Annotated in this window: 16 protein-coding genes and 1 tRNA gene; 9 read left to right on the top strand and 8 right to left on the bottom strand. The window is 41.9% G+C overall.

The features are described from left to right. Positions 1 to 311 precede the first annotated feature (311 nt). Both purM and purN read left to right on the top strand, forming a co-directional pair. Entirely contained in the window at positions 312 to 1373 is a 1062-nt protein-coding gene (purM, locus tag QL886_RS02200) for a phosphoribosylformylglycinamidine cyclo-ligase (RefSeq protein WP_290177502.1), read from the top strand. Beyond that, positions 1373 to 2065 carry a phosphoribosylglycinamide formyltransferase gene (gene purN, locus QL886_RS02195; RefSeq protein ID WP_290177501.1) on the top strand — a complete coding sequence of 231 codons (693 nt, stop codon included), beginning with the start codon at positions 1373 to 1375 and terminating at the stop codon, positions 2063 to 2065. Before purM ends, purN begins: the two co-directional genes overlap by 1 nt. Positions 2066 to 2236: 171 nt before the next feature. On the opposite strand, the gene QL886_RS02190 is transcribed toward purN, so the two are convergent. Both QL886_RS02190 and QL886_RS02185 read right to left on the bottom strand, forming a co-directional pair. Continuing rightward, positions 2237 to 3610, bottom strand: a complete 1374-nt coding sequence (locus tag QL886_RS02190) for an NAD-dependent succinate-semialdehyde dehydrogenase (RefSeq protein ID WP_290177500.1) — start codon at positions 3608 to 3610, stop codon at positions 2237 to 2239. A 402-nt stretch (positions 3611 to 4012) separates the two neighbouring features. Further along, entirely contained in the window at positions 4013 to 5002 is a 990-nt protein-coding gene (locus tag QL886_RS02185) for a LysR family transcriptional regulator (protein WP_057761159.1), read from the bottom strand. A gap of 698 nt (positions 5003 to 5700) precedes the next feature. On the opposite strand from QL886_RS02185, the gene QL886_RS02180 reads away from it, so the two are divergent. Further along, a complete protein-coding gene (locus QL886_RS02180) occupies positions 5701 to 7287 on the top strand; it encodes an isocitrate lyase (protein WP_101206309.1) in 1587 nt (528 codons plus the stop codon). A 153-nt stretch (positions 7288 to 7440) separates the two neighbouring features. Beyond that, positions 7441 to 9051 carry a CYTH and CHAD domain-containing protein gene (locus QL886_RS02175; RefSeq protein ID WP_290177499.1) on the top strand — a complete coding sequence of 537 codons (1611 nt, stop codon included), beginning with the start codon at positions 7441 to 7443 and terminating at the stop codon, positions 9049 to 9051. Between the two features lie 151 nt (positions 9052 to 9202). Here QL886_RS02175 and QL886_RS02170 read toward each other — a convergent pair whose 3' ends face one another. Further along, entirely contained in the window at positions 9203 to 9715 is a 513-nt protein-coding gene (locus QL886_RS02170) for a L,D-transpeptidase (RefSeq protein WP_290177498.1), read from the bottom strand. 140 nt (positions 9716 to 9855) lie between these two features. Here QL886_RS02170 and QL886_RS02165 point away from each other — a divergent pair, with 140 nt between their 5' ends. Next, entirely contained in the window at positions 9856 to 11124 is a 1269-nt protein-coding gene (locus tag QL886_RS02165; RefSeq protein WP_290177497.1) for a hypothetical protein, read from the top strand. Between the two features lie 143 nt (positions 11125 to 11267). Here QL886_RS02165 and QL886_RS02160 read toward each other — a convergent pair whose 3' ends face one another. Continuing rightward, on the bottom strand, positions 11268 to 12506 hold the full coding sequence (locus QL886_RS02160; protein ID WP_057761167.1) for an argininosuccinate synthase: 1239 nt from the start codon (positions 12504 to 12506) through the stop codon (positions 11268 to 11270). A gap of 335 nt (positions 12507 to 12841) precedes the next feature. On the opposite strand from QL886_RS02160, the gene pyrC reads away from it, so the two are divergent. The 4 genes from pyrC (at position 12842) to QL886_RS02140 (ending at position 15470) form a co-directional block, all read left to right on the top strand. Continuing rightward, positions 12842 to 13912 (top strand): dihydroorotase, encoded by a 1071-nt coding sequence (pyrC, locus tag QL886_RS02155; protein ID WP_290177496.1) that lies wholly within the window; start codon positions 12842 to 12844, stop codon positions 13910 to 13912. A 291-nt stretch (positions 13913 to 14203) separates the two neighbouring features. Then, a complete protein-coding gene (gene rnt / locus QL886_RS02150) occupies positions 14204 to 14863 on the top strand; it encodes a ribonuclease T (RefSeq protein ID WP_165598117.1) in 660 nt (219 codons plus the stop codon). A gap of 281 nt (positions 14864 to 15144) precedes the next feature. Continuing rightward, complete coding sequence (locus QL886_RS02145) at positions 15145 to 15342, top strand: hypothetical protein (protein WP_134292217.1); 198 nt, start codon at positions 15145 to 15147, stop codon at positions 15340 to 15342. Positions 15343 to 15394: 52 nt separating this feature from the next. Beyond that, positions 15395 to 15470: transfer RNA gene (locus QL886_RS02140), tRNA-Glu, on the top strand. 239 nt (positions 15471 to 15709) lie between these two features. Here QL886_RS02140 and QL886_RS02135 read toward each other — a convergent pair. The 4 genes from QL886_RS02135 to eno all read right to left on the bottom strand — a co-directional run bounded on the left by QL886_RS02135 (position 15710) and on the right by eno (position 19423). Then, a complete protein-coding gene (locus QL886_RS02135; protein WP_290177495.1) occupies positions 15710 to 16318 on the bottom strand; it encodes a BLUF domain-containing protein in 609 nt (202 codons plus the stop codon). 431 nt (positions 16319 to 16749) lie between these two features. Further along, complete coding sequence (ispD, locus tag QL886_RS02130; RefSeq protein ID WP_290177494.1) at positions 16750 to 17478, bottom strand: 2-C-methyl-D-erythritol 4-phosphate cytidylyltransferase; 729 nt, start codon at positions 17476 to 17478, stop codon at positions 16750 to 16752. A gap of 167 nt (positions 17479 to 17645) precedes the next feature. Beyond that, positions 17646 to 17954, bottom strand: coding sequence for a septum formation initiator family protein (locus QL886_RS02125; protein WP_057761172.1), 309 nt, complete (start codon positions 17952 to 17954; stop codon positions 17646 to 17648). A gap of 152 nt (positions 17955 to 18106) precedes the next feature. After that, complete coding sequence (eno, locus tag QL886_RS02120) at positions 18107 to 19423, bottom strand: phosphopyruvate hydratase (protein WP_201548211.1); 1317 nt, start codon at positions 19421 to 19423, stop codon at positions 18107 to 18109. Positions 19424 to 19539: the final 116 nt, after the last annotated feature.

Below are 19539 nucleotides of genomic sequence, written 5' to 3'. Positions count from 1 at the left end.
GTTTAGTAGTTTTTATTCTGTCAATTACATTTGAACTTGTATTAAGGTCATTATTGACAATAAATTTAGCGTTCTATTATCGCAGAGTACAACAAAAAATCAGTCATTTTTTGTTTCTTAACGGCTTATTTGCCACTTAATGCAAATCTTAGTCAAATATTGGCAAGTTGCTTTGCGAGTACGGTCTGTTTTTGGGTATAATGCGCGCACTGTCTTTAAACTTTGCTTTTGAACTTTATAACGCTGATTTTTGCGTGCTCAATTACTTTACCTTCTAATCCCAATTATCTATCCCCAACTGTGAGATGACTATGAGTGACAAGCCTTCTTTAAGCTACAAAGATGCCGGTGTTGATATCGATGCAGGCGATGCTTTGGTTCAGCGAATCAAGTCCGTTGCAAAAGCCACTACTCGTCCTGAAGTCGTGGGTGGACTTGGCGGTTTTGGTGCGTTGTGCCGTATCCCGACAGGTTATACCTCGCCATTATTGGTTTCTGGTACTGATGGCGTCGGCACCAAACTAAAACTGGCGCTACAGCTGAACCGTCATGACACGATTGGTATTGATTTGGTCGCGATGTGCGTCAATGATCTATTGGTTTGCGGCGCAGAGCCACTATTCTTCTTAGACTACTATGCAACTGGTAAGCTGGATGTTGATGTAGCGGCGACCGTCGTGACTGGTATTGGTGATGGTTGTAAGTTAGCTAACTGTGCGCTCATCGGTGGTGAAACTGCTGAAATGCCAGGTATGTATCAAGACGACGATTACGATCTAGCTGGATTTTGTGTAGGCGTGGTTGAAGAAGCAGAAGTCGTCACTGGTGAAAATGTCGCAGAAGGCGATGTACTGATTGCCCTTGCCTCAAGTGGCGCACACTCAAACGGCTACTCATTGGTTCGTAAAGTCATCGAAGTTAACGGTGTGGATGTTACGAGCAGCGACGAGCAACTAGACGGTCAGCCTATTCAAGATGCTCTAATGGCTCCTACCCGTATCTATGTAAAAGCCATCAAGGCATTACAAGATACGCTTGGTAGCTCAGCTTTACATGCGATGTCACATATCACAGGTGGTGGTCTAACGGATAACTTGCCACGTGTACTACCTGATAACCTAGCAGCTAGCATCGATACTAATAGCTGGCAGTTCTCAGAGCTATTCACTTGGCTACAGACCCAAGGTAATATCGCGCAGAGCGAGATGTACCGTACCTTTAACTGCGGCGTTGGTTTTGTCATCGTTATGCCAAAAGACAAAGCTGAAGCTGCTATTCAGACTTTAACTGACGCGGGCGAGACAGCTTGGCAAATAGGTGAAATGGTCAAACGCAGCACTGATGACCAGGCGGATGCAGTGGTGTACCGTTAATGTCAATTAATAACGCAAGCCAGCCTATCAAACCATTGCGTATTGCTGTTCTAGTCTCAGGAAGTGGTAGCAACCTGCAAGTGTTAATCAATGCAATGCAAGCAGGTGCGCTACCGATTGAAATCGTTGGTGTCATTAGTAACCGTGAAGATGCTTATGCGTTGACACGTGCTAAAGATGCCAATATTCCAGTTGCGGCATTGTCACACGTTGCTAGTGGTAAACGTATGGGTATCAAGACATTTGAAACCCATGCCAACAAGCAGCTAATAGCGTGGCAACCTGATTTGATCGTCTTGGCTGGGTTTATGCGTGTATTAAGTGGCTCATTTATCGATAATGTACCAGCGCCCATGATTAACCTTCATCCTTCTCTACTTCCGGTTTATAAGGGTTTAGATACTCATAAACGGGTCATACAAGCGGGTGAACGTCGTCACGGCTGTAGTATTCATAAAGTGACCGCGGAGCTTGATGCAGGTCAGGTATTGACTCAAGCCGTATTGAATATCGATATCAGCGACACCGTAGAGAGCTTACAGTCACGGGTACAGAAGCTTGAACATCAGCTGCTACCTTGGACTATTTTACTCCTAGCAAAAAATGTATTATCACTTGAAGTAAATAATACATCATCGCAAACGGAAACTTATTTACCTAAGTTGCCTTTGCAATTGCTGATAGACGGATAAAAATCTCAGCTTATTAAGCTGCTTTCAATACCACTTTATATAGCGCAATAAAAAGCCCATTTACTCATTACGAGCAACTGGGCTTTTTTATTTGATAACTATTTATTATTTACTATTATGTAAAATCGTAAATAGTTATCTATTTAGCTAATTCGTCTAATTAGTTCATTCTTAGAATACGTGAACCGCTTTAATATTGACAAACTCTTTGATACCGAAGCCGCCATGCTCACGGCCATAGCCTGAGTTTTTCACGCCACCAAATGGCAGTGCAGGATTGGCAAGACCATAACCATTAATATAGACCATACCTGTATCGAATTGCTCACGTGCTAGACGAACGGCTTTCTCCTCATCTTTTGAGAAAATCGCGCCACCTAAACCATAACGACTGTCATTAGCGATGCGCATTGCATCATCTTCATCTTTGGCACGAATCAATGAAGCGACAGGGCCAAATAGTTCGTCATCGTATGCAGGCTGACCTTTTTCGACGTTCTCTAGGATAGTTGCTGGATAGAAACTACCTTTACCTTCAGGTACCTTACCGCCAACAGCAATCGTTGCCCCTTTAGCCACACTTTTCTCTACTTGCTCATGTAGCTGCTCACGTAAATCTGCACGTGCTAATGGGCCGATATCTGAGCTGTCATCCATTGGATCACCCGCTTTGGTACCTTCAAACTTCTCAACGATACGTTTACGGAACTCATCATATACGCTATCGACTACGATAAAGCGTTTGGCTGCTACACAGGTTTCACCGTTATTGATTAAACGTGCTTGAGTACAAGTTTCTACAGCAGTTTCAATGTCAGCATCTTCTAACACGATGAACGCATCATTTGAACCTAGCTCTAATACAGCTTTCTTAATCGCTTTAGCTGCTTGCTGTCCAACAAGGGCACCTGCACTGTCACTACCTGTTAGTGTCACACCGCGTACTTTGTCATTGCCAATCAATGCTTCTGACTGGTCATGATCAATGATAATCGTACGGAACAAATCACTTGGTAATTCAGACTCGTGAAGAATTTTTTCAATTAATAGACCAGAGCCTGTAACGTTAGATGCGTGTTTTAACAGGACGCTATTACCTGCCATCAAGTTTGCGATGGTATAACGGAATACCTGATACGCTGGGAAGTTCCAAGGCTGCATGCCATAGATAATACCGATAGGTTGGTACGTCACTAGCCCTTTCTTCATGCTTTCGATATCGCGTACATCATCAGCCAAAGAAGCAACGCCGTTTTCAGCAGTGTAATCACAGATAGCTTTACAGAGATCAATCTCTTGCATGCTCTGGTTATACAACTTGCCGCGCTCTTCAGTCATTAGCTTAGCCAGCTCTTCTTTATACTCCATCAGCTTGTCACCGATAGATTTGATGACACGGCCGCGCTCTTCGTGACTTACTGTACGCCATTCTAGAAATGCGTTATGTGAAGCGTCGACAATCTTGTTGACTTCGTCGTTGCTCATATAATTGTAGTTACTGATTTCTTCGCCCGTGGTTGGGTTAATAGTAGTAATGTCTGACATAGTTACTGTCCTTATTATTCGAATTTATATTTGGGATTTATAATCGGGTTTATTGCCACTTGTAGTTGTTTTGCTGTGACAGTTTTAATTATTAAATTTACGTCGATAGCACAATCTATTGGTAGCTCGTTTTCTATCTGCCGTTATCTTAACAAGCTATTTGATGAAGAGTTTTACAATATATTGTGAAGTGTGTTGAAGATGTTAATAGTGTGACTGACTTATTAAGTCTATCTAAATGTAAAATATCAACTATTAATCTCTAGAAAATAAAAAACCAGCCTAACGGCTGGTCTAATAACTATGTAGAGTGGGAGCTAAAGAAAAATGCTTTTACTAAAAAATTAAATAATAGGAAATATGTCACTTTAATAGTAGATAGATTCAACTCACACAAACCAATCAAAACAAATGATTAATGACAGGTATCTCTTGAGGCGGATTTTCTTCTTCAGCGACAACTTGTCGTGCCACATGCATAATTAACTGACGTAACCAGCGATGGGCTGGATGATGCTGTAACAAAGGAGACCATGCCATCGTAAGCTCAAACTCAGGAATAAAGAACGGCGGATCTTCCATCATGATACTGTCGTTATTTGCCTGCATTCTTGCCACACGCGTGGGCAAAGTCGCTATCAAATCTTTATTTGCTGCAAGCATGGCAGGCATTTGATAATGTCGAGTAAAGACACTAATTTGGCGTTTTTGCCCAAGGCGCTGCAGGGCTTGATCGATAGATCCTAGTCCACCAGATTTCTCTGGATTGACCCCAAAACCCACGCCCATACCTGTTTTAGATACCCAAACGTGCTGTGCTTTTAGATAGTTTTTCAGATTAAAACGATTGGCATAAGGACTGTCAGAAGATAACAAGCAACTAAAAGTATCACGCCATACTAGAACCTGATGAAAACTTTGAGGTATCTCATTAAAACGGTTAATCGCTAAATCAACTCGTCCCTGCTCCATATCTCGATAAGAGACGTCTGATGGAGTCAAAAAGTCCAAAATTACATTAGGCGCTTCAGAACGTAGTGCTTTTACCAGCTTAGGCACTAGGGTCGCTTCGGCATAATCCGATGTCATGATACGGAACACACGAGAGGTACTATAAGGGCGGAATTCGGTACGCGGCTCCAACACTTGGGTCAAATCAGCAAGTATCTCGCGGATACGTGGCTGTAGCTCAAGGGCCCGTTCAGTCGGCGTCATACCCTCAGATGAGCGTACCAATAATGGATCATTAAACAGCTTACGCAAGCGGCGCAAGATATTACTCATAGCAGGCTGAGTAATCCCAAGCTGCTCGGCTGCGCGAGTGACGTTTTTTTCTCGTAGCAACACATCTAGATGGACTAATAAATTTAAATCAACCCGCTGCAAATTCATATTTGGTTCTCTTGGCTTTTGAATAAACGCCATATTAAGGCTGGCATTTGTAGTGCTGCTACGGTGATTTGTGCGCTGTAACAGCATAATTTCATTATTTTTTACTAATTTCGTTCTAGTTTTTTCTGATAGACCTTCATTATAACTCATTCAACCTATCGTAAGACCATGTTATATAAACATTATATCATACAGAAATACCAAAGATAACTATCATAAATTAGATAAATCTTGGTAAGGTGGTTATAGTGAGTTCTATAAAGGATTTGCAGCATAGAGGACGAACGTTAGGTTCATAAGCTGTTTTTATCCGATTAAATATTGTCGCTAAGTAATATATTAATGGTTTTTATCAGTCGTTAAATACGGTTAATTGACCTCATTATTGTAACATCTCTTGCTACCAATTATGACATCACTGCCTATTAAGTATTCAGATACCTTTTAGATATATAGTGAGAATCGATAAATATTTATAAACCAGCAATTATTTTCAACTGTTGAGTTCAGCAAATTTCTTGTAATAGCCTAGCGGTTTGTTTAGGGTAAATAGAGCTTCGATAGATAAACGATAGACCAAATTTTGAATATTACTTTTTAGTACAAAGGTTTTAGTAAAGCGGATTTTAGTAAAACGACAGACCCATTATTTTAACAATTAATTTATTTGTTTTTACACCCCACCAAGGAGACTATAGATGTCAACTGCATATAAATCAGCGATCGACTTAGTACGTGAATTAAAGCAAAAGCACGGCAACTGGCAGAACATTAGCGAAGTTGATGCTGCACGTATGATGTCACAAAACCGTTTCAAAACGGGTTTGGATATCGCAAAATATACTGCAAAAATCATGCGTCAAGACATGGAAGATTATGACAATGATACGTCTCAGTACACGCAGTCTTTAGGTGCATGGCATGGTTTTGTTGCACAGCAAACTATGTACGCTAAGAAAAAATATTTCGGTACGACTTCTAAAACTTACATCTACCTTTCAGGTTGGATGGTAGCTGCCCTACGCTCTGAGTTTGGTCCACTACCTGACCAATCTATGCACGAAAAAACCTCAGTACCTAAGCTAATCGAAGAAATCTACACCTTCTTACGTCAAGCAGATGCTAAAGTGTTGAACGACTACTTCCGTGAGCTAAACGCTGCTGAAGAAGCTGGCCAAGATACTTCAGCTATCCTAGAAAAAATCGAAAACTTTGATTCACATGTTGTGCCAATCATCGCTGATATCGATGCAGGTTTCGGTAACGAAGAAGCTACTTACCTATTGACTAAGCAAATGATCGAAGCTGGTGCTTGTGCTATTCAGGTTGAAAACCAAGTATCTGATGCTAAGCAATGTGGTCACCAGGCTGGTAAAGTAACGGTACCGCATGAAGACTTCATCTCTAAGCTAAACGCTATCCGTTATGCATTCTTAGAGCTTGGTGTTGAAGACGGTGTTATCGTTGCTCGTACTGACTCTGAAGGCGCATCACTAACACAAAAAATTCCAGTATCAAATGAGCCAGGCGACCTTGCTTCTAAATACATCGATTTCATCGAAATGGAAGAAGTAACGCTAGAAAATGCTCAAGAAAACGACAGCCTACTTAAGCACAACGGCAAACTAGTACGCCCAGTTCGTCTACCTAACGGTCTATATCAGTTCCGTGAAGAGACTAACATTGACCGTGTTGTACTTGACTGTGTAACTGCTCTAGAAAACGGCGCTGACCTACTATGGATCGAAACACCGACTCCAGACGTAGAGCACATCAAAATGATGGTTGACCGTATCAAAGAGCAACAGCCTAAAGCCAAGCTTGTATACAACAACAGCCCATCATTCAACTGGACGCTTAACTTCCGTAAGCAAGTTATCGCACAGTGGGAAGAAGAAGGCAAAGACATCTCTGCATACAATAAAGATGACTTGATGAGCGCTGATTACGATGGTACTGAACTTGATGCTGCAGCTGACGTAGCCGCTAAGAATTTCCAACGTGATGCGTCACGTGAAGCGGGTGTATTCCATCACTTAATCACGCTACCGACTTACCACACGACTGCTCTTAGCGTTCATGAACTTGCTAAAGGCTACTTCGGTGAAGAAGGCATGCTTGCTTATGCAGCTGGCGTACAGCGTAAAGAAATCCGCGAAGGCATCTCTTGTGTTAAGCACCAAGCAATGGCTGGTTCTGACCTTGGCGATGACCACAAAGAAATCTTCTCAGGCGATAACGCTCTGAAAGCTGGCGGCGGCAAGAACACGATGAACCAGTTCTAATAACCGACAGACTAGCAATATTTATCAAAAAACCGCCCTACATCATGTAGGGCGGTTTTTTATTGCGGTTTAAATAATCAGAGAATGGTAGACTAATAATTGTTTATCACAACCATCGATCAGAGCCATCAGTCAGAATTATTAGGAGCTAATATGCAAGAGATAGAGCTGAAGTTTTTGGTACCAGAGTCACGGCTAAAGGGTTTAATGCGTCAAACGCACGTTAAATCCTCAAAAGTGACGCAACTGGCTGCACATTATTACGATACGCCTGACCAACAGCTTGCACAGGCAGGTATCGGTCTGCGTATTCGCAAAGAAGGCGATACATGGGTACAAACCATTAAAGCTGGTGGTGATGGAATTGCTGCACGCTTGGAGCACAATGCTGTACTCGATAATGATCAAGTACAAGCGATGCTCGATAATAATGAGCTGATACCTGATTTGACGATATATGAAGACACTCCAATCGCTGCAGCATTGGCTGACTTTAAACTTAAAAAGTTGGCAAAAAATCTGACACGACTTTATGTGACTGACGTCGAGCGCACTACGCGGTTGCTAACAGAAAGTAATGAAGATGAAACCGATAATTGCATCGAAATGGCTTACGATCAGGGAGAAATCATCCATGGTACTGATGACTCGCTACGCAAAACTATTCAAGAGATAGAGTTTGAATTGGTATCAGGAGATTTAGATTTTTTATTTACGACTGCCAAAACATGGTGCAAGCGCTACAAGCTGTGTCTATCTACCGTGACCAAAGCTGAAAACGGCGGCTTACTTATTAATGGACAAAAACACAGTCCAGCGGTCAGCGCAAACCTAAGTCAATTGCAAATAGACAAAGACAGTAGTGCACCTGCTTTTATACGTGCGGTCGTACACAATTGCTTATTGCAGATATTACCAAACAGCAGCGCTATCGTCGCTGGTAGTATAGATGACGATCATATTCTACAATTACGGATTGGTACTGATCGCTTGCGTACTGCGTTGAAAGCATTTACTGACTTCTCTGATGAGATTAATCCTGAATGGCTGCCGATACTAAAGCAAACTGCGAACTTGCTTAGCGATTACTATCAACTTGCTTATATCAATGCACAGATCGAACCTGAGCTACAAGCATGTGGCGCGCCTGCCGTTGACTGGACAACAGATATTGAAAATATCAAAATTACGCCTATCAATACGCTACAAGCCAATGACTTTCAGATAACCTTACTAGAGCTGATTGCCTTTACTATGAGCGACCCAAGCATTGAACCTCAGACTGATCAGCTTGCCCGCGATAAGCTAACGAAAGTCCTCTCTAAACAATATAAGAAATGCCTTAAAACCAATAAAAAATCTGACGAAGTAAGTAATGAAGTAAGTGTTGCTGAGCTTGTGAGCAATGACGTAGACGTAGATCTAGATGTAAGCACAGACACTCCTGATAATGACCAACCTGAAAGCGAGCTGCTCAATCAGTTAAGAGATTTGCGTTACATCAGTGAGTTTTCTACGCCTTTATTAAGTAAGAAAAAAGCTAAGAAGAAAACCAAACGTTGGCTAAAACGGCTAATAAAAGCACAAAAAGCATTAGAACAACTGAACGATGATAATCAATATCAGCAGTTCTATGAGTTAAAATCAACAACAGATACTAATGCTTTATATGGTGCGGGTTGGTTTACGGCCATACTGACTGATGACCAGAGTCATATTGATGCACGTTTAGCAAAATTTGCAGACAGCTCAACGTTTTGGTAGAAGTAGTAATATTATTTTTGTGACAGATACTGCTTTCATAAAGTAAAACCGCTCCATAAAAAAGACAGCTAGTTATATAACCAGCTGTCTTTTTTTATTGTGTTTAAATAGTTTCTGTCAGCGCCATAGCTAAATTTGTGCGCAACACGACCTAGTCAGCAACAATCGTAACAGGCATACCCTCTTCTACTTGCTCAAATAATTCTACAATATCTTTATTACGCATACGGATACAGCCATGTGATAGCGGAATACTCATTGGTTCAGTATCTGGTGTACCGTGAATATAGATATAGCGCTCATAAGTATCGCAACCACCTTGCCCATTACTACCTTTGTTTAACCCTTCTTCAAGACCGCTTAACCAAAGAATACGGCTCAATATCCAGTCACGCTTGGGATGTAGCTCACCAAGATTGGCATCATATATCTCACCTGTCGGCACACGCCCGACAAATACCGCATTCATAGGCTCGCTACCACCTATTTTTTGTTCAATAATATGCCTACCAAGCGGCGTGCAACCACTATCCTGCTGACTACCAATTCCATTCTTTGCAGTGGAGACTACGTATCTCGCAACCTCAGTCTGCTGGTACAGCGTCAATGTTTGCTCAGCGATATTAATCACGAGTTGCTTATCAAGGGTCTTATTATTGGTCATAAATGCTTCCGACTATCAGTCATTCATCAGATTACTATCAAGTTTATTAGTAAAATGATTGAAAATTTCTATTATCAAGGGATTGTATCAAGACATTTGGCACCGTAATATAGGGGCACACTTTTTGATGCTAGCAGATTATGACGACTATTTCACCGACACGTGTGTCGATGTATGATTTTTTATATCATGATACCCAGCCTATGCTGTCACTTTTGGCCGATGCGGCACAACTCTCTCTACCGCAAGCTCGCTTAGGGATGGATGCCAGTCTACAAGCCATCGTAAGTGCGCTGCTCGCCTATCAGCAGCGTCATCAGGGACAAGCAGTCAGCAAAAAGCTATTTGGTCGTAGTGCTGTCAAAGAGTTACGACAGTATAACTCAATGAACTTTGCAACCATCAGTGCCACACTCTACCATCGTCACGATGCGGCAGATGCTGTATTTAGTGATAATGCTCGTGTCATAAAGGCAAGCGAACATATCGCTGAGAAGATTGATGCAACGATGCAGCAGGCTCAAACTCTACTCACCTCATTGTGCGTGATTGTGCTGCGTGAATTGGCTATCCTGACAGAATACAGTCAACTAGACAGTGATGAAATCAATAAATGGTTTGCGCTACAACCACAGTTTTTATCAGCAGCCCGATTTAGCCCAGAGCATACGCATACCTCATCTGCTGAGACAGAAAGCAATAGTGACCTGCCCGAATCAACTACTGAAGCTGTTGAAGCGATAGAGAACAACTCAGAGAGTAATGCAAAGCGTACGTTACTAAATACTGAGCAGTTATCAAGCACTCCACCTCCTTTTGATCCCTACTGGTATGAACTGTCCGGATTCAAACCTGAAAACCATGAACCTGTGCAAGACATGCAAATGGCAACAGGCAATTATCTAAAAGCCATTGGACGCTCACCTGACAATCTACAGCAAGGTCGTCACAATGATATGTTAGTATTTACCGAGATGCATGCCGTTGCCTTACCGCACCAGCGCTGGCTGCTACAGTTGGCCAAAATTTCAGATATCTATCTCAGCCGAAATCGACTGCGCGTTAATTCTGAACCAGCCAATCCGCCTAAACCGCCTTTAGTAAGTTTAGGATTAATCGGTGGCAATAACGACAATACACCGACCACCACTAGTGAAAAGCCCATCGAGTATGAGGCTTCTACACCGCTATGGAAAAATCCTGTTATTCTTATCATCATACTTGTCGTTGGTGTCCTTGGTGCGCTCGCTACCTTAAAGTACCAATCGCAAAAGTCTGACGGTGCGATCCTGGCAACTGAAGAAGTATTAGAACAAGATGCCATTGATGAGCGGCAACAGCAAGATGTGGCCATTGTAATGGTAGACGAAGATGAATCTAACGTTGCAGAGACAGAAAAAGCTGAGTAAAGCCTTTTACTTTTGAAATAGCTATCCTCAAAGCAACCGTTTTAGCAATCACTTATTAACCATAAAAAAAGAGGCCCTATCAACATAGAGTCTCTTTTTTTGTGCGATCTAAGTTAAGAGTTGACTATCAGTAGCCCAAAAACTTACTTAGATAAATCGCGACCACGGCTAGCTTCGATAGCTAAACGTAAGCCATTTAGACGGATAAAGCCTTCTGCGTCTTTTTGATCATAAGCGCCCGCATCATCTTCGAAAGTGGCGATTTTTTCATCAAATAATGAGTCATCAGATTTACGACCAACAACGCTCACACTACCTTTATACAGTTTTACACGTACAGTACCGTTGACGTATTCTTGTGACTTGTCAATCAATGCTTGTAGCATCATACGCTCAGGGCTGAACCAATAGCCATTGTAGATAATTTTTGCATAGCGTGGCATTAGCTCATCTTTTAGATGGGCAGCTTCACGATCAAGCGTTAGTGATTCGATACCGCGATGCGCTTTTAGCATAATAGTACCCGCTGGCGTCTCGTAGCAACCACGTGACTTCATGCCGACGTAACGGTTTTCAACGATATCTAAACGGCCGATACCATGTTTGCCACCGATTTCGTTCAGCTTAATCATGACTTCATAAGGCTTAAGTGCTTCGCCATCGATAGCAACGATGTCGCCTTTTTCGTATTCTAGTTCTAGATACTGTGCTTCATCAGGTGCTTCTTCTGGGCTGACAGACCAGCGCCACATATCATCTTCTGCTTCGGTATACGGTTCTTCTAGGACACCGCCTTCATAAGAGATATGTAGTAAGTTAGCATCCATTGAGTAAGGAGATTTTTTCTTATTGCCCGCATAATCAATGGCGATATCATGCTCTTCAGCATATTTCATCAAGCTTTCACGACTTGATAGATCCCACTCGCGCCAAGGAGCAATAGTTACTACGTCTGGTGACAAAGCGACCGCACCTAGCTCAAAACGAACTTGGTCATTGCCTTTACCAGTCGCGCCATGGCTGATGGCATCGGCGTTATGCTCTTTAGCAATCTCAACCAAGCGCTTGGCAATCAATGGACGGGCAATAGACGTACCTAATAAGTACTCACCTTCATAAATGGCGTTAGCACGGAACATAGGGAATACATAATCACGAGCGAACTCTTCGCGCAGATCTTCGATATGGATATGCTTGATACCCATTGCTTGAGCTTTGGCTCGTGCTGGCTCAACTTCTTCGCCTTGACCGATATCAGCGGTAAAGGTGATTACTTCCGCATCATAAGTTTCTTGTAGCCATTTAGCGATGATTGAGGTATCAAGACCACCTGAATAAGCCAAGACGATTTTATTGATATTTTTTGGATCAAGTTGAGCCATGAAGAACTCCCATTATGAAATATAGTTTTAGAAAAGGCGACGATCAAATCGAAAGCAAGTCGAACGATAATTACCTGCTCAGTGTACATCATATTTACTATGGGCAAAAGTCTAACTGCCATAAGGCATGCGCTTTTGACTTAAATTCTGGTCAGCCTCATTTTTGCCACCAGAATTTAAACATCGTTTAAAGATAAGATATTAATCTTAGCTCGATGAATTATGTACAGATATCTAGCCTTATATTTAGTCAAGTGGGCAAATCTGTTATGATAGACCCACAGTATCACTCCCTTTTGTTTCCTTTATTTGACGATATAGAGCGCTTTGACACTATGACTGATTCGATTAGAGAATTGACCATCCTTCAGCCAGATGACTGGCATATTCATTTGCGTGACGATCTCGCTTTGAGCACGACCGTACCTCATGCAGCAAGCAGCTTCAACCGTGTCATCTGTATGCCAAACCTGGTGCCTCCAGTCAAAAATGCGCAGGATGCTATTACCTACCGCACACGTATCATGGATCAATTAGCAGCAAGTAACTTAAGTCTTGAGCGCAAGTCAGCTTTCGATCCGCGTATGACTCTGTATTTAACGGATAATACCACTGCCCAAGATATCGAGTTGGCAGCGCAGTCAGGTATCGTACAAGCTGTCAAACTCTATCCTGCTGGGGCGACTACCAACTCCGCAGACGGTGTCACCAATATTAATGCTTGCGTTGATGTCTTTGAAGCACTAGAAAAGTACAATTTGCCATTGCTAATTCATGGTGAAGTTACTCAAGACCATATAGATATCTTTGATCGCGAAAAGCGTTTCTTAGACGAAGTATTAGCACAAATTATCGTGAAATTCCCTACGTTGAAAATAGTAGTAGAGCACATCACTACCAGCGATGCGGCAGATTTTGTATTGTCACAAGGCAACCATGTTGCTGCCACTATCACGCCGCAGCATTTGATGTTTAACCGCAATCATCTATTGGTTGGTGGCATCAAACCGCACTTTTATTGCCTACCTATTTTAAAGCGTGAAAGCCACCAAAAAGTGCTATTAGATGTGGCCACTAGTGGCAATCCAAAGTTCTTTTTGGGTACTGACTCTGCGCCACATGCGACAGATAAAAAAGAAGCCGCTTGTGGTTGTGCCGGTTGCTATAGTGCAGCCACGGCGCTGCCTTTGTATGCGACCGCCTTTGATAGTGTTGGAAAAATAGATAAGCTTGAAGGTTTTGCCAGTCGTTTTGGCGCTCAGTTCTACGGCTTACCTCTAAATGAAAGCACCATCACGCTTGTTAACACGCCTATGCAAGTACCGACTGACTATCCTTATTTTGATGGCGCATCATTGACTCCCCTAATGGCAGGTGAAACGCTACCTTGGTCAATTAAGGCTTAATACCCACAAAGCTTAGCATTCAATAAACGACCTATTATTTTATCCTATGATATTAATGATACCTTTGTAGTAGATTTCTTTGTATCAAAGGTACGATTAGTATCATAGGATGCTTATTTCTTATTCAATATATTAGTACGACTGATAAAAGTGATTTAACTTTATATGACCAATCGAAACATAGCGACCTTGCCTGACGAAGACTTATCAAACCCTAAATCTGCCAGTCCTGATACGACTCTAAGCACTTCCGCTGAAGATGCAGCTTCAGCGACAGATGAGCAAGCGCCTATGGCCTTAAAAGACCGCTTTCGCAAGTTCTTGCCTGTCGTCGTCGACGTGGAAACAGCAGGTTTCAACGCCCAGACCGATGCCCTGTTAGAAATTGCCTGTATCCCCGTCTTACTGAATGAGCAAGGTGTATTTTATCCAGGTGAAGCTTTCAACGCTCATATCGAGCCTTTTGAAGGCGCAAACTTAGAACCAAGTGCCCTTGCCTTTACCGGTATTGACCCTAAAAATCCAATGCGCAAAGCCATTGCTGAAGATGAAAAGACAGCATTGCGCCGCATCTTTAAAGGGTTAAAAGACGTACGCCGTGACGAAGAATGCCGTCAATGTGTCTTAATTGGACACAATGCCCATTTTGACTTGGCTTTTTTAAATGCAGCCGTGCTACGAACCAATAGCAAAAACCACAATCCATTTCATAACTTTTCAGTATTCGATACCGTTACCTTATCAGCATTAGCATTTGGTCAAACCGTCCTAGCACGCGCTTGTAAAGCAGCAGGGTTAGAGTTTGATGGTAAGAATGCTCACTCAGCTCTGTATGACACTCAAAAGACTGCTGAGCTATTTTGCCATATACTAAATAACTACCCTATGTTGGCCAATGCGCTGCATAATGAAGAGGCTAAAGAAGAGCCAGCTGATAGCGACAGTCAATAAGTCACATATCCTATATTGCCAATCATACATAATAGTGCTATTTGTAATACTTGATGACTTTGACATCTTGATTTGGCAATCAATAGGGATATGATTGATATCATAATAAATAGACGGAACTATTTTAGTGATGACAGACGTAGTTGTTCTATTCGATATGAATAACTATCTGATGATAAAATATCACTCTTAAGCGATGTGGTTATATCCTATAGATGGTTTAAGTTGCTCACACTGTCTTGATAGCAAGCACTATTAAGATTAATAGGAGGGACTTTATTATGGATCCACAGCTCAAGTTATGGGGTACCATTCTCGGTTATATGCTGCTTGCATTGACGATTAGCGCCTGTACTTCTTTATGGATTCGCTATCATTTAAAGCGAAACGACCTACATCCTCGTCGCGCAATTAAAAAAAGATATTTAATTTTAAAAAGACGTAGAAAAAGGCTTGACAGGAAGCGCCGACGCTATTAAAATACGCACCACTTCAGCATAAATGGTGAAAGCAGTTGAAGTGTTGTTACTAGTCCCCATCGTCTAGAGGCCTAGGACACCGCCCTTTCACGGCGGTAACGGGGGTTCGAATCCCCCTGGGGACGCCACTATTTGGCGTCACTTGTTAGCACTTTTGCTTAGCATTAGATTAGACTAACAAGCGTACCACCAAAACCCAGTTCATAATAAATTATGAACTGGGTTTTTTTATATCTCTCATTAAGAGCCAACTTATTCTTTTAAATAAAAAAGCCAGCATCAATTGAATGCTGGCTTTTTCTATTTGGTTGTCTTATTAATTATAAATATAGCTTGGCCCAATGGGAACTTTATTCATATCTATCGATTACAGCAGTAACCATAGCAACGTAGCCACTATCATCAATCCCAATATCGTCTGGATTAAAAAGAACGCCTGATGCTGCCCTACAACCTTACTTAAAGTCACCCCTAGCGTGCTGTATTTGACAGGAGGCGTATCAACGTTCCCTGTTCTCGTTTGCTCTTCATAGTAGCCCTGCAACACGTCCAAGAACTTCTGCCACTCATTAGAATCCCACTCATACGGCTTGAATGGCATTAACTTTTTAAGCTCAGGCTCTTTAGTCATCCAACGCTCAAGGGTAATTGAACGTAATGACCAACTGGCAAAACGACGTTTGGTAATTTCAGAAAAATCTAAAATCTTTAATTCTTTATGTCGATCATCTACCAACAAACGATTTTTTAGGTTGGTTAGTGCCTGCTCTGATCCCTCAACACACTGTAAAAAGTAGCCATTGCCATAGCAAAGAATACCGGTGACATTATCTATTTGATTGCGTTCAACCGCGGTCTCTGAGATATCATTAAGCGTGCTAGGACTTGAAAGACCAGTAGAGGTAATCCGGCTTATATATACAAGCTGGCAGAGATCTGGCGTTACTGGATTTGTTGAATCGTTGATTGTTGACAATCAGCTTCTCCCTATTATCAGGTAAATGTCGCTAAAACAATCATACTAACTTCAGAAAAAATATAGAGACAACATAACTAAGCGTAATGAATCGGTCTGATATATTATTGATTTTATAAGTTTTTATATTAATTGTATTAAGTTAGTTACATCATAGGTTAGTTTGGTCATTAAAGCAACCTATTACTGGACATAGGCCCGCTCAGACACAAAAAACATATGTAATAACCATATTATATTCCAAAGTAGATTATATATATTCTTGGTATAGGCTTTAGTAATAGTTCATTTTTGAATTCATTATTTTTCTGAAATAGTATAGAAAATTTTAACGAGGATATAGTGGCTACTGAAGCTATAATTCTTATCATGGCCATTATTAAGTACAAAAGGAGTAAAACTGATGCTCGTTAGCGGAAGCAGAGTTGAAATTAAGACTGAAGCGCCATAATCGCTGTTAACAGTACCGCATCATCAGGATAGGTCAGTTTTATATTCTGGCGGCTGCCAGAGACTAAGCGGATTGGTAAACCTAGTTGTTCAAAAGCACTGGCTTCATCTGTAATGCTGAGCTTGTGCTCAAACACATGATTTAAGACTTTTTTTAATTGACCTAAACGAAATACTTGCGGGGTTTGTGCTTGCCACATGTTACTACGATCAATGGTAGATTTGATATAAGAGTGTGAACGACTCTCTTCTGCGGAGGTAGCTAGCTGATAGGAAGCTTTTAACGTATCGGCCACTGGTGTCGCTAGAATAGCGCCGTAAGGCTCCATCATCGCTGCTTCAATCACTTGATCGATATCTACATTCGGTACAGCGGGACGTGCTGCATCATGAATAAGCACCAAATCTGAATCATCACCACCTGTCTGACTAACTGCTTCAACGCCTGCTTGTACTGACTGCCAACGCTCTGCTCCGCCGACTGCATAGCGTACAGGAAGGGCAAACTCTAATTGTTGAGCCGTGCTGTCATCGGCTGATATGACCAATAGACACCTATCGATGTAATCGCTACAAGCAAGTCGTGCCACGCTATGCTGCAATAGCGTCTGACCTTCTAGCATAGTATATTGCTTGGCGATAGACGCACCAAAACGGCTGCCGCGACCAGCTGCGACGATCATGGCATGTATATTAGGGGTTGTATTCATAGTAGTGTACTCATGGTTTGAGCCCATGACAGTATATGTAAAGAGGAATAAAGCAGGTGTCAAGTATGATGAATGGTGTCAAATAACAACATTATGATGCTGCATCATGAAAATTAATTCATGTCGTAAAAATTAGTGTATTCGTGAAAGCTAGTGTATTTATAAAGCTAATAGTTGCTGTGCGTGGTTGGTGCGGTGGATACTTGGACAAAAGTCTCATTGGGTTTGATTAAACCTAAATCTAAGCGAGCATGCTCTTCTACGGCCTCAAGTCCCGTTTTTAAATCTTGAACATCGGTGCGTAGTAAGTTGTTTGCTGCAACTTGATTGTCATTCAAACGTTGTTGCTCTTCAATTTGAGCTGTTAACTTATTATGCTCAAAGCGGCCATTTTCACCCAACCAATACTGATATTGCAATCCTAAAAGCACTGCAACGGCTAGAGCAAGTAGTATAAATTGGCTAAAATATTTCATAAGGTGATAACGCCAAACGGTATAAAAGAGGATAGTAAATTTTAAGCTGATTAGGCGATATACAAATGATTATATATCGCCTAAATATTGACTTCAGCTGATGAGTCTAGGCTTTTCAACGTATATTATACGCCAAAGAGCCAGTCAAACTCTTAGCCACGTAGACCAATAAATTCTTCACGGCCACGATAGCTTGCGCGTACTTGCTGCTCGATACGTAGCAATTGATTGTACTTCGCTACACGGTCTGAACGGCATAGCGAGCCAGTTTTGATCTGACCAGCAGCGGTACCAACTGCCAAGTCTGCAATGGTGCTGTCTTCCGTTTCACCTGAACGATGTGAAATGATGGTTGCATAGCCATTTTTCTTAGCCATATAAATCGCATCTAGCGTTTCTGACAAAGTACCAATTTGATTAAATTTAATCAAAATAGCATTGGCAATATGCTTATCAATACCTTCTTGCAAGATTGTAGGATTGGTCACAAACAAATCATCACCAACCAATTGGACTTTATCGCCAATCTGCTCGGTCAAATACTTCCAGCCATCCCAATCCGACTCATCAAGACCGTCTTCGATAGAGATAATAGGATACTGACGTGCCAGCCCAACTAGATAGTCTGAGAACCCTTGGCTATCAAAGGCTTTATTACCTTCACCTGCCAAAACGTATTGACCGTTTTTGTAAAATTCACTAGCCGCACAATCTAGCGCAAGATGAATATCTTCACCAGCTTTGTAGCCAACTTGCTCAATCGCCTGCATGATAACCGTGATAGCTTCTTCGTTGCTACGTAGGTTCGGTGCAAAACCACCTTCATCACCAACGGCAGTGTTTAGACCTTGTGATTTCAATACTGACTTTAAGCTATGGAAAATCTCTGTACCAGCACGTAGCGCTTCTGAGAAGCTTGTGAAGCCCACAGGCTCAATCATAAACTCCTGGATATCAACTGTGTTGTCCGCGTGCTCACCGCCGTTCAAGATGTTCATCATCGGTACAGGCATGGTCAACGACGTTTGATTACGTAGATTAGCGATGTATTGATGTAATGGCAGATTCTGTGACTTGGCTGCGGCTTTTGCAGTTGCAAGTGACACAGCTAGCATGGCATTAGCACCCAAGCTTTCTTTATTTTCTGTACCATCTAGTGCAATCATGGCATCATCAATAGCCTGTTGCTCAGTCACATCTTTGTCAATCAAGGCACTGCGGATTTGACTGTTGACATTAGAAACGGCTTTTTTGACGCCTTTACCCATAAAGCGGGTCTTGTCGCCATCACGTAGCTCAAGCGCTTCACGTGAGCCTGTTGATGCGCCACTTGGAGCAGCAGCACGGCCGACAGTACCGTCAGCTAAAATAACATCAGCTTCGATAGTTGGGTTGCCGCGCGAGTCTAAAATTTCACGAGCGCGAATGTCTTTAATTGCGGTGACGTTGTTGGTTTCTTCAGCGTACATAATGTCTGTTAATTCCTTTGGTCATGCCAAGTTTGTGAGATAAATAACGGCAGCTAGCATACAAAAAAGATAAAGCAAAATATCATATAGCGCGTAATTTTAAAAACCCTTTATAC

Source organism: Psychrobacter sp. APC 3281, assembly GCF_030407815.1.
GTDB lineage: Bacteria > Pseudomonadota > Gammaproteobacteria > Pseudomonadales > Moraxellaceae > Psychrobacter.
This window is presented reverse-complemented; position numbering and strand designations above follow the sequence as displayed.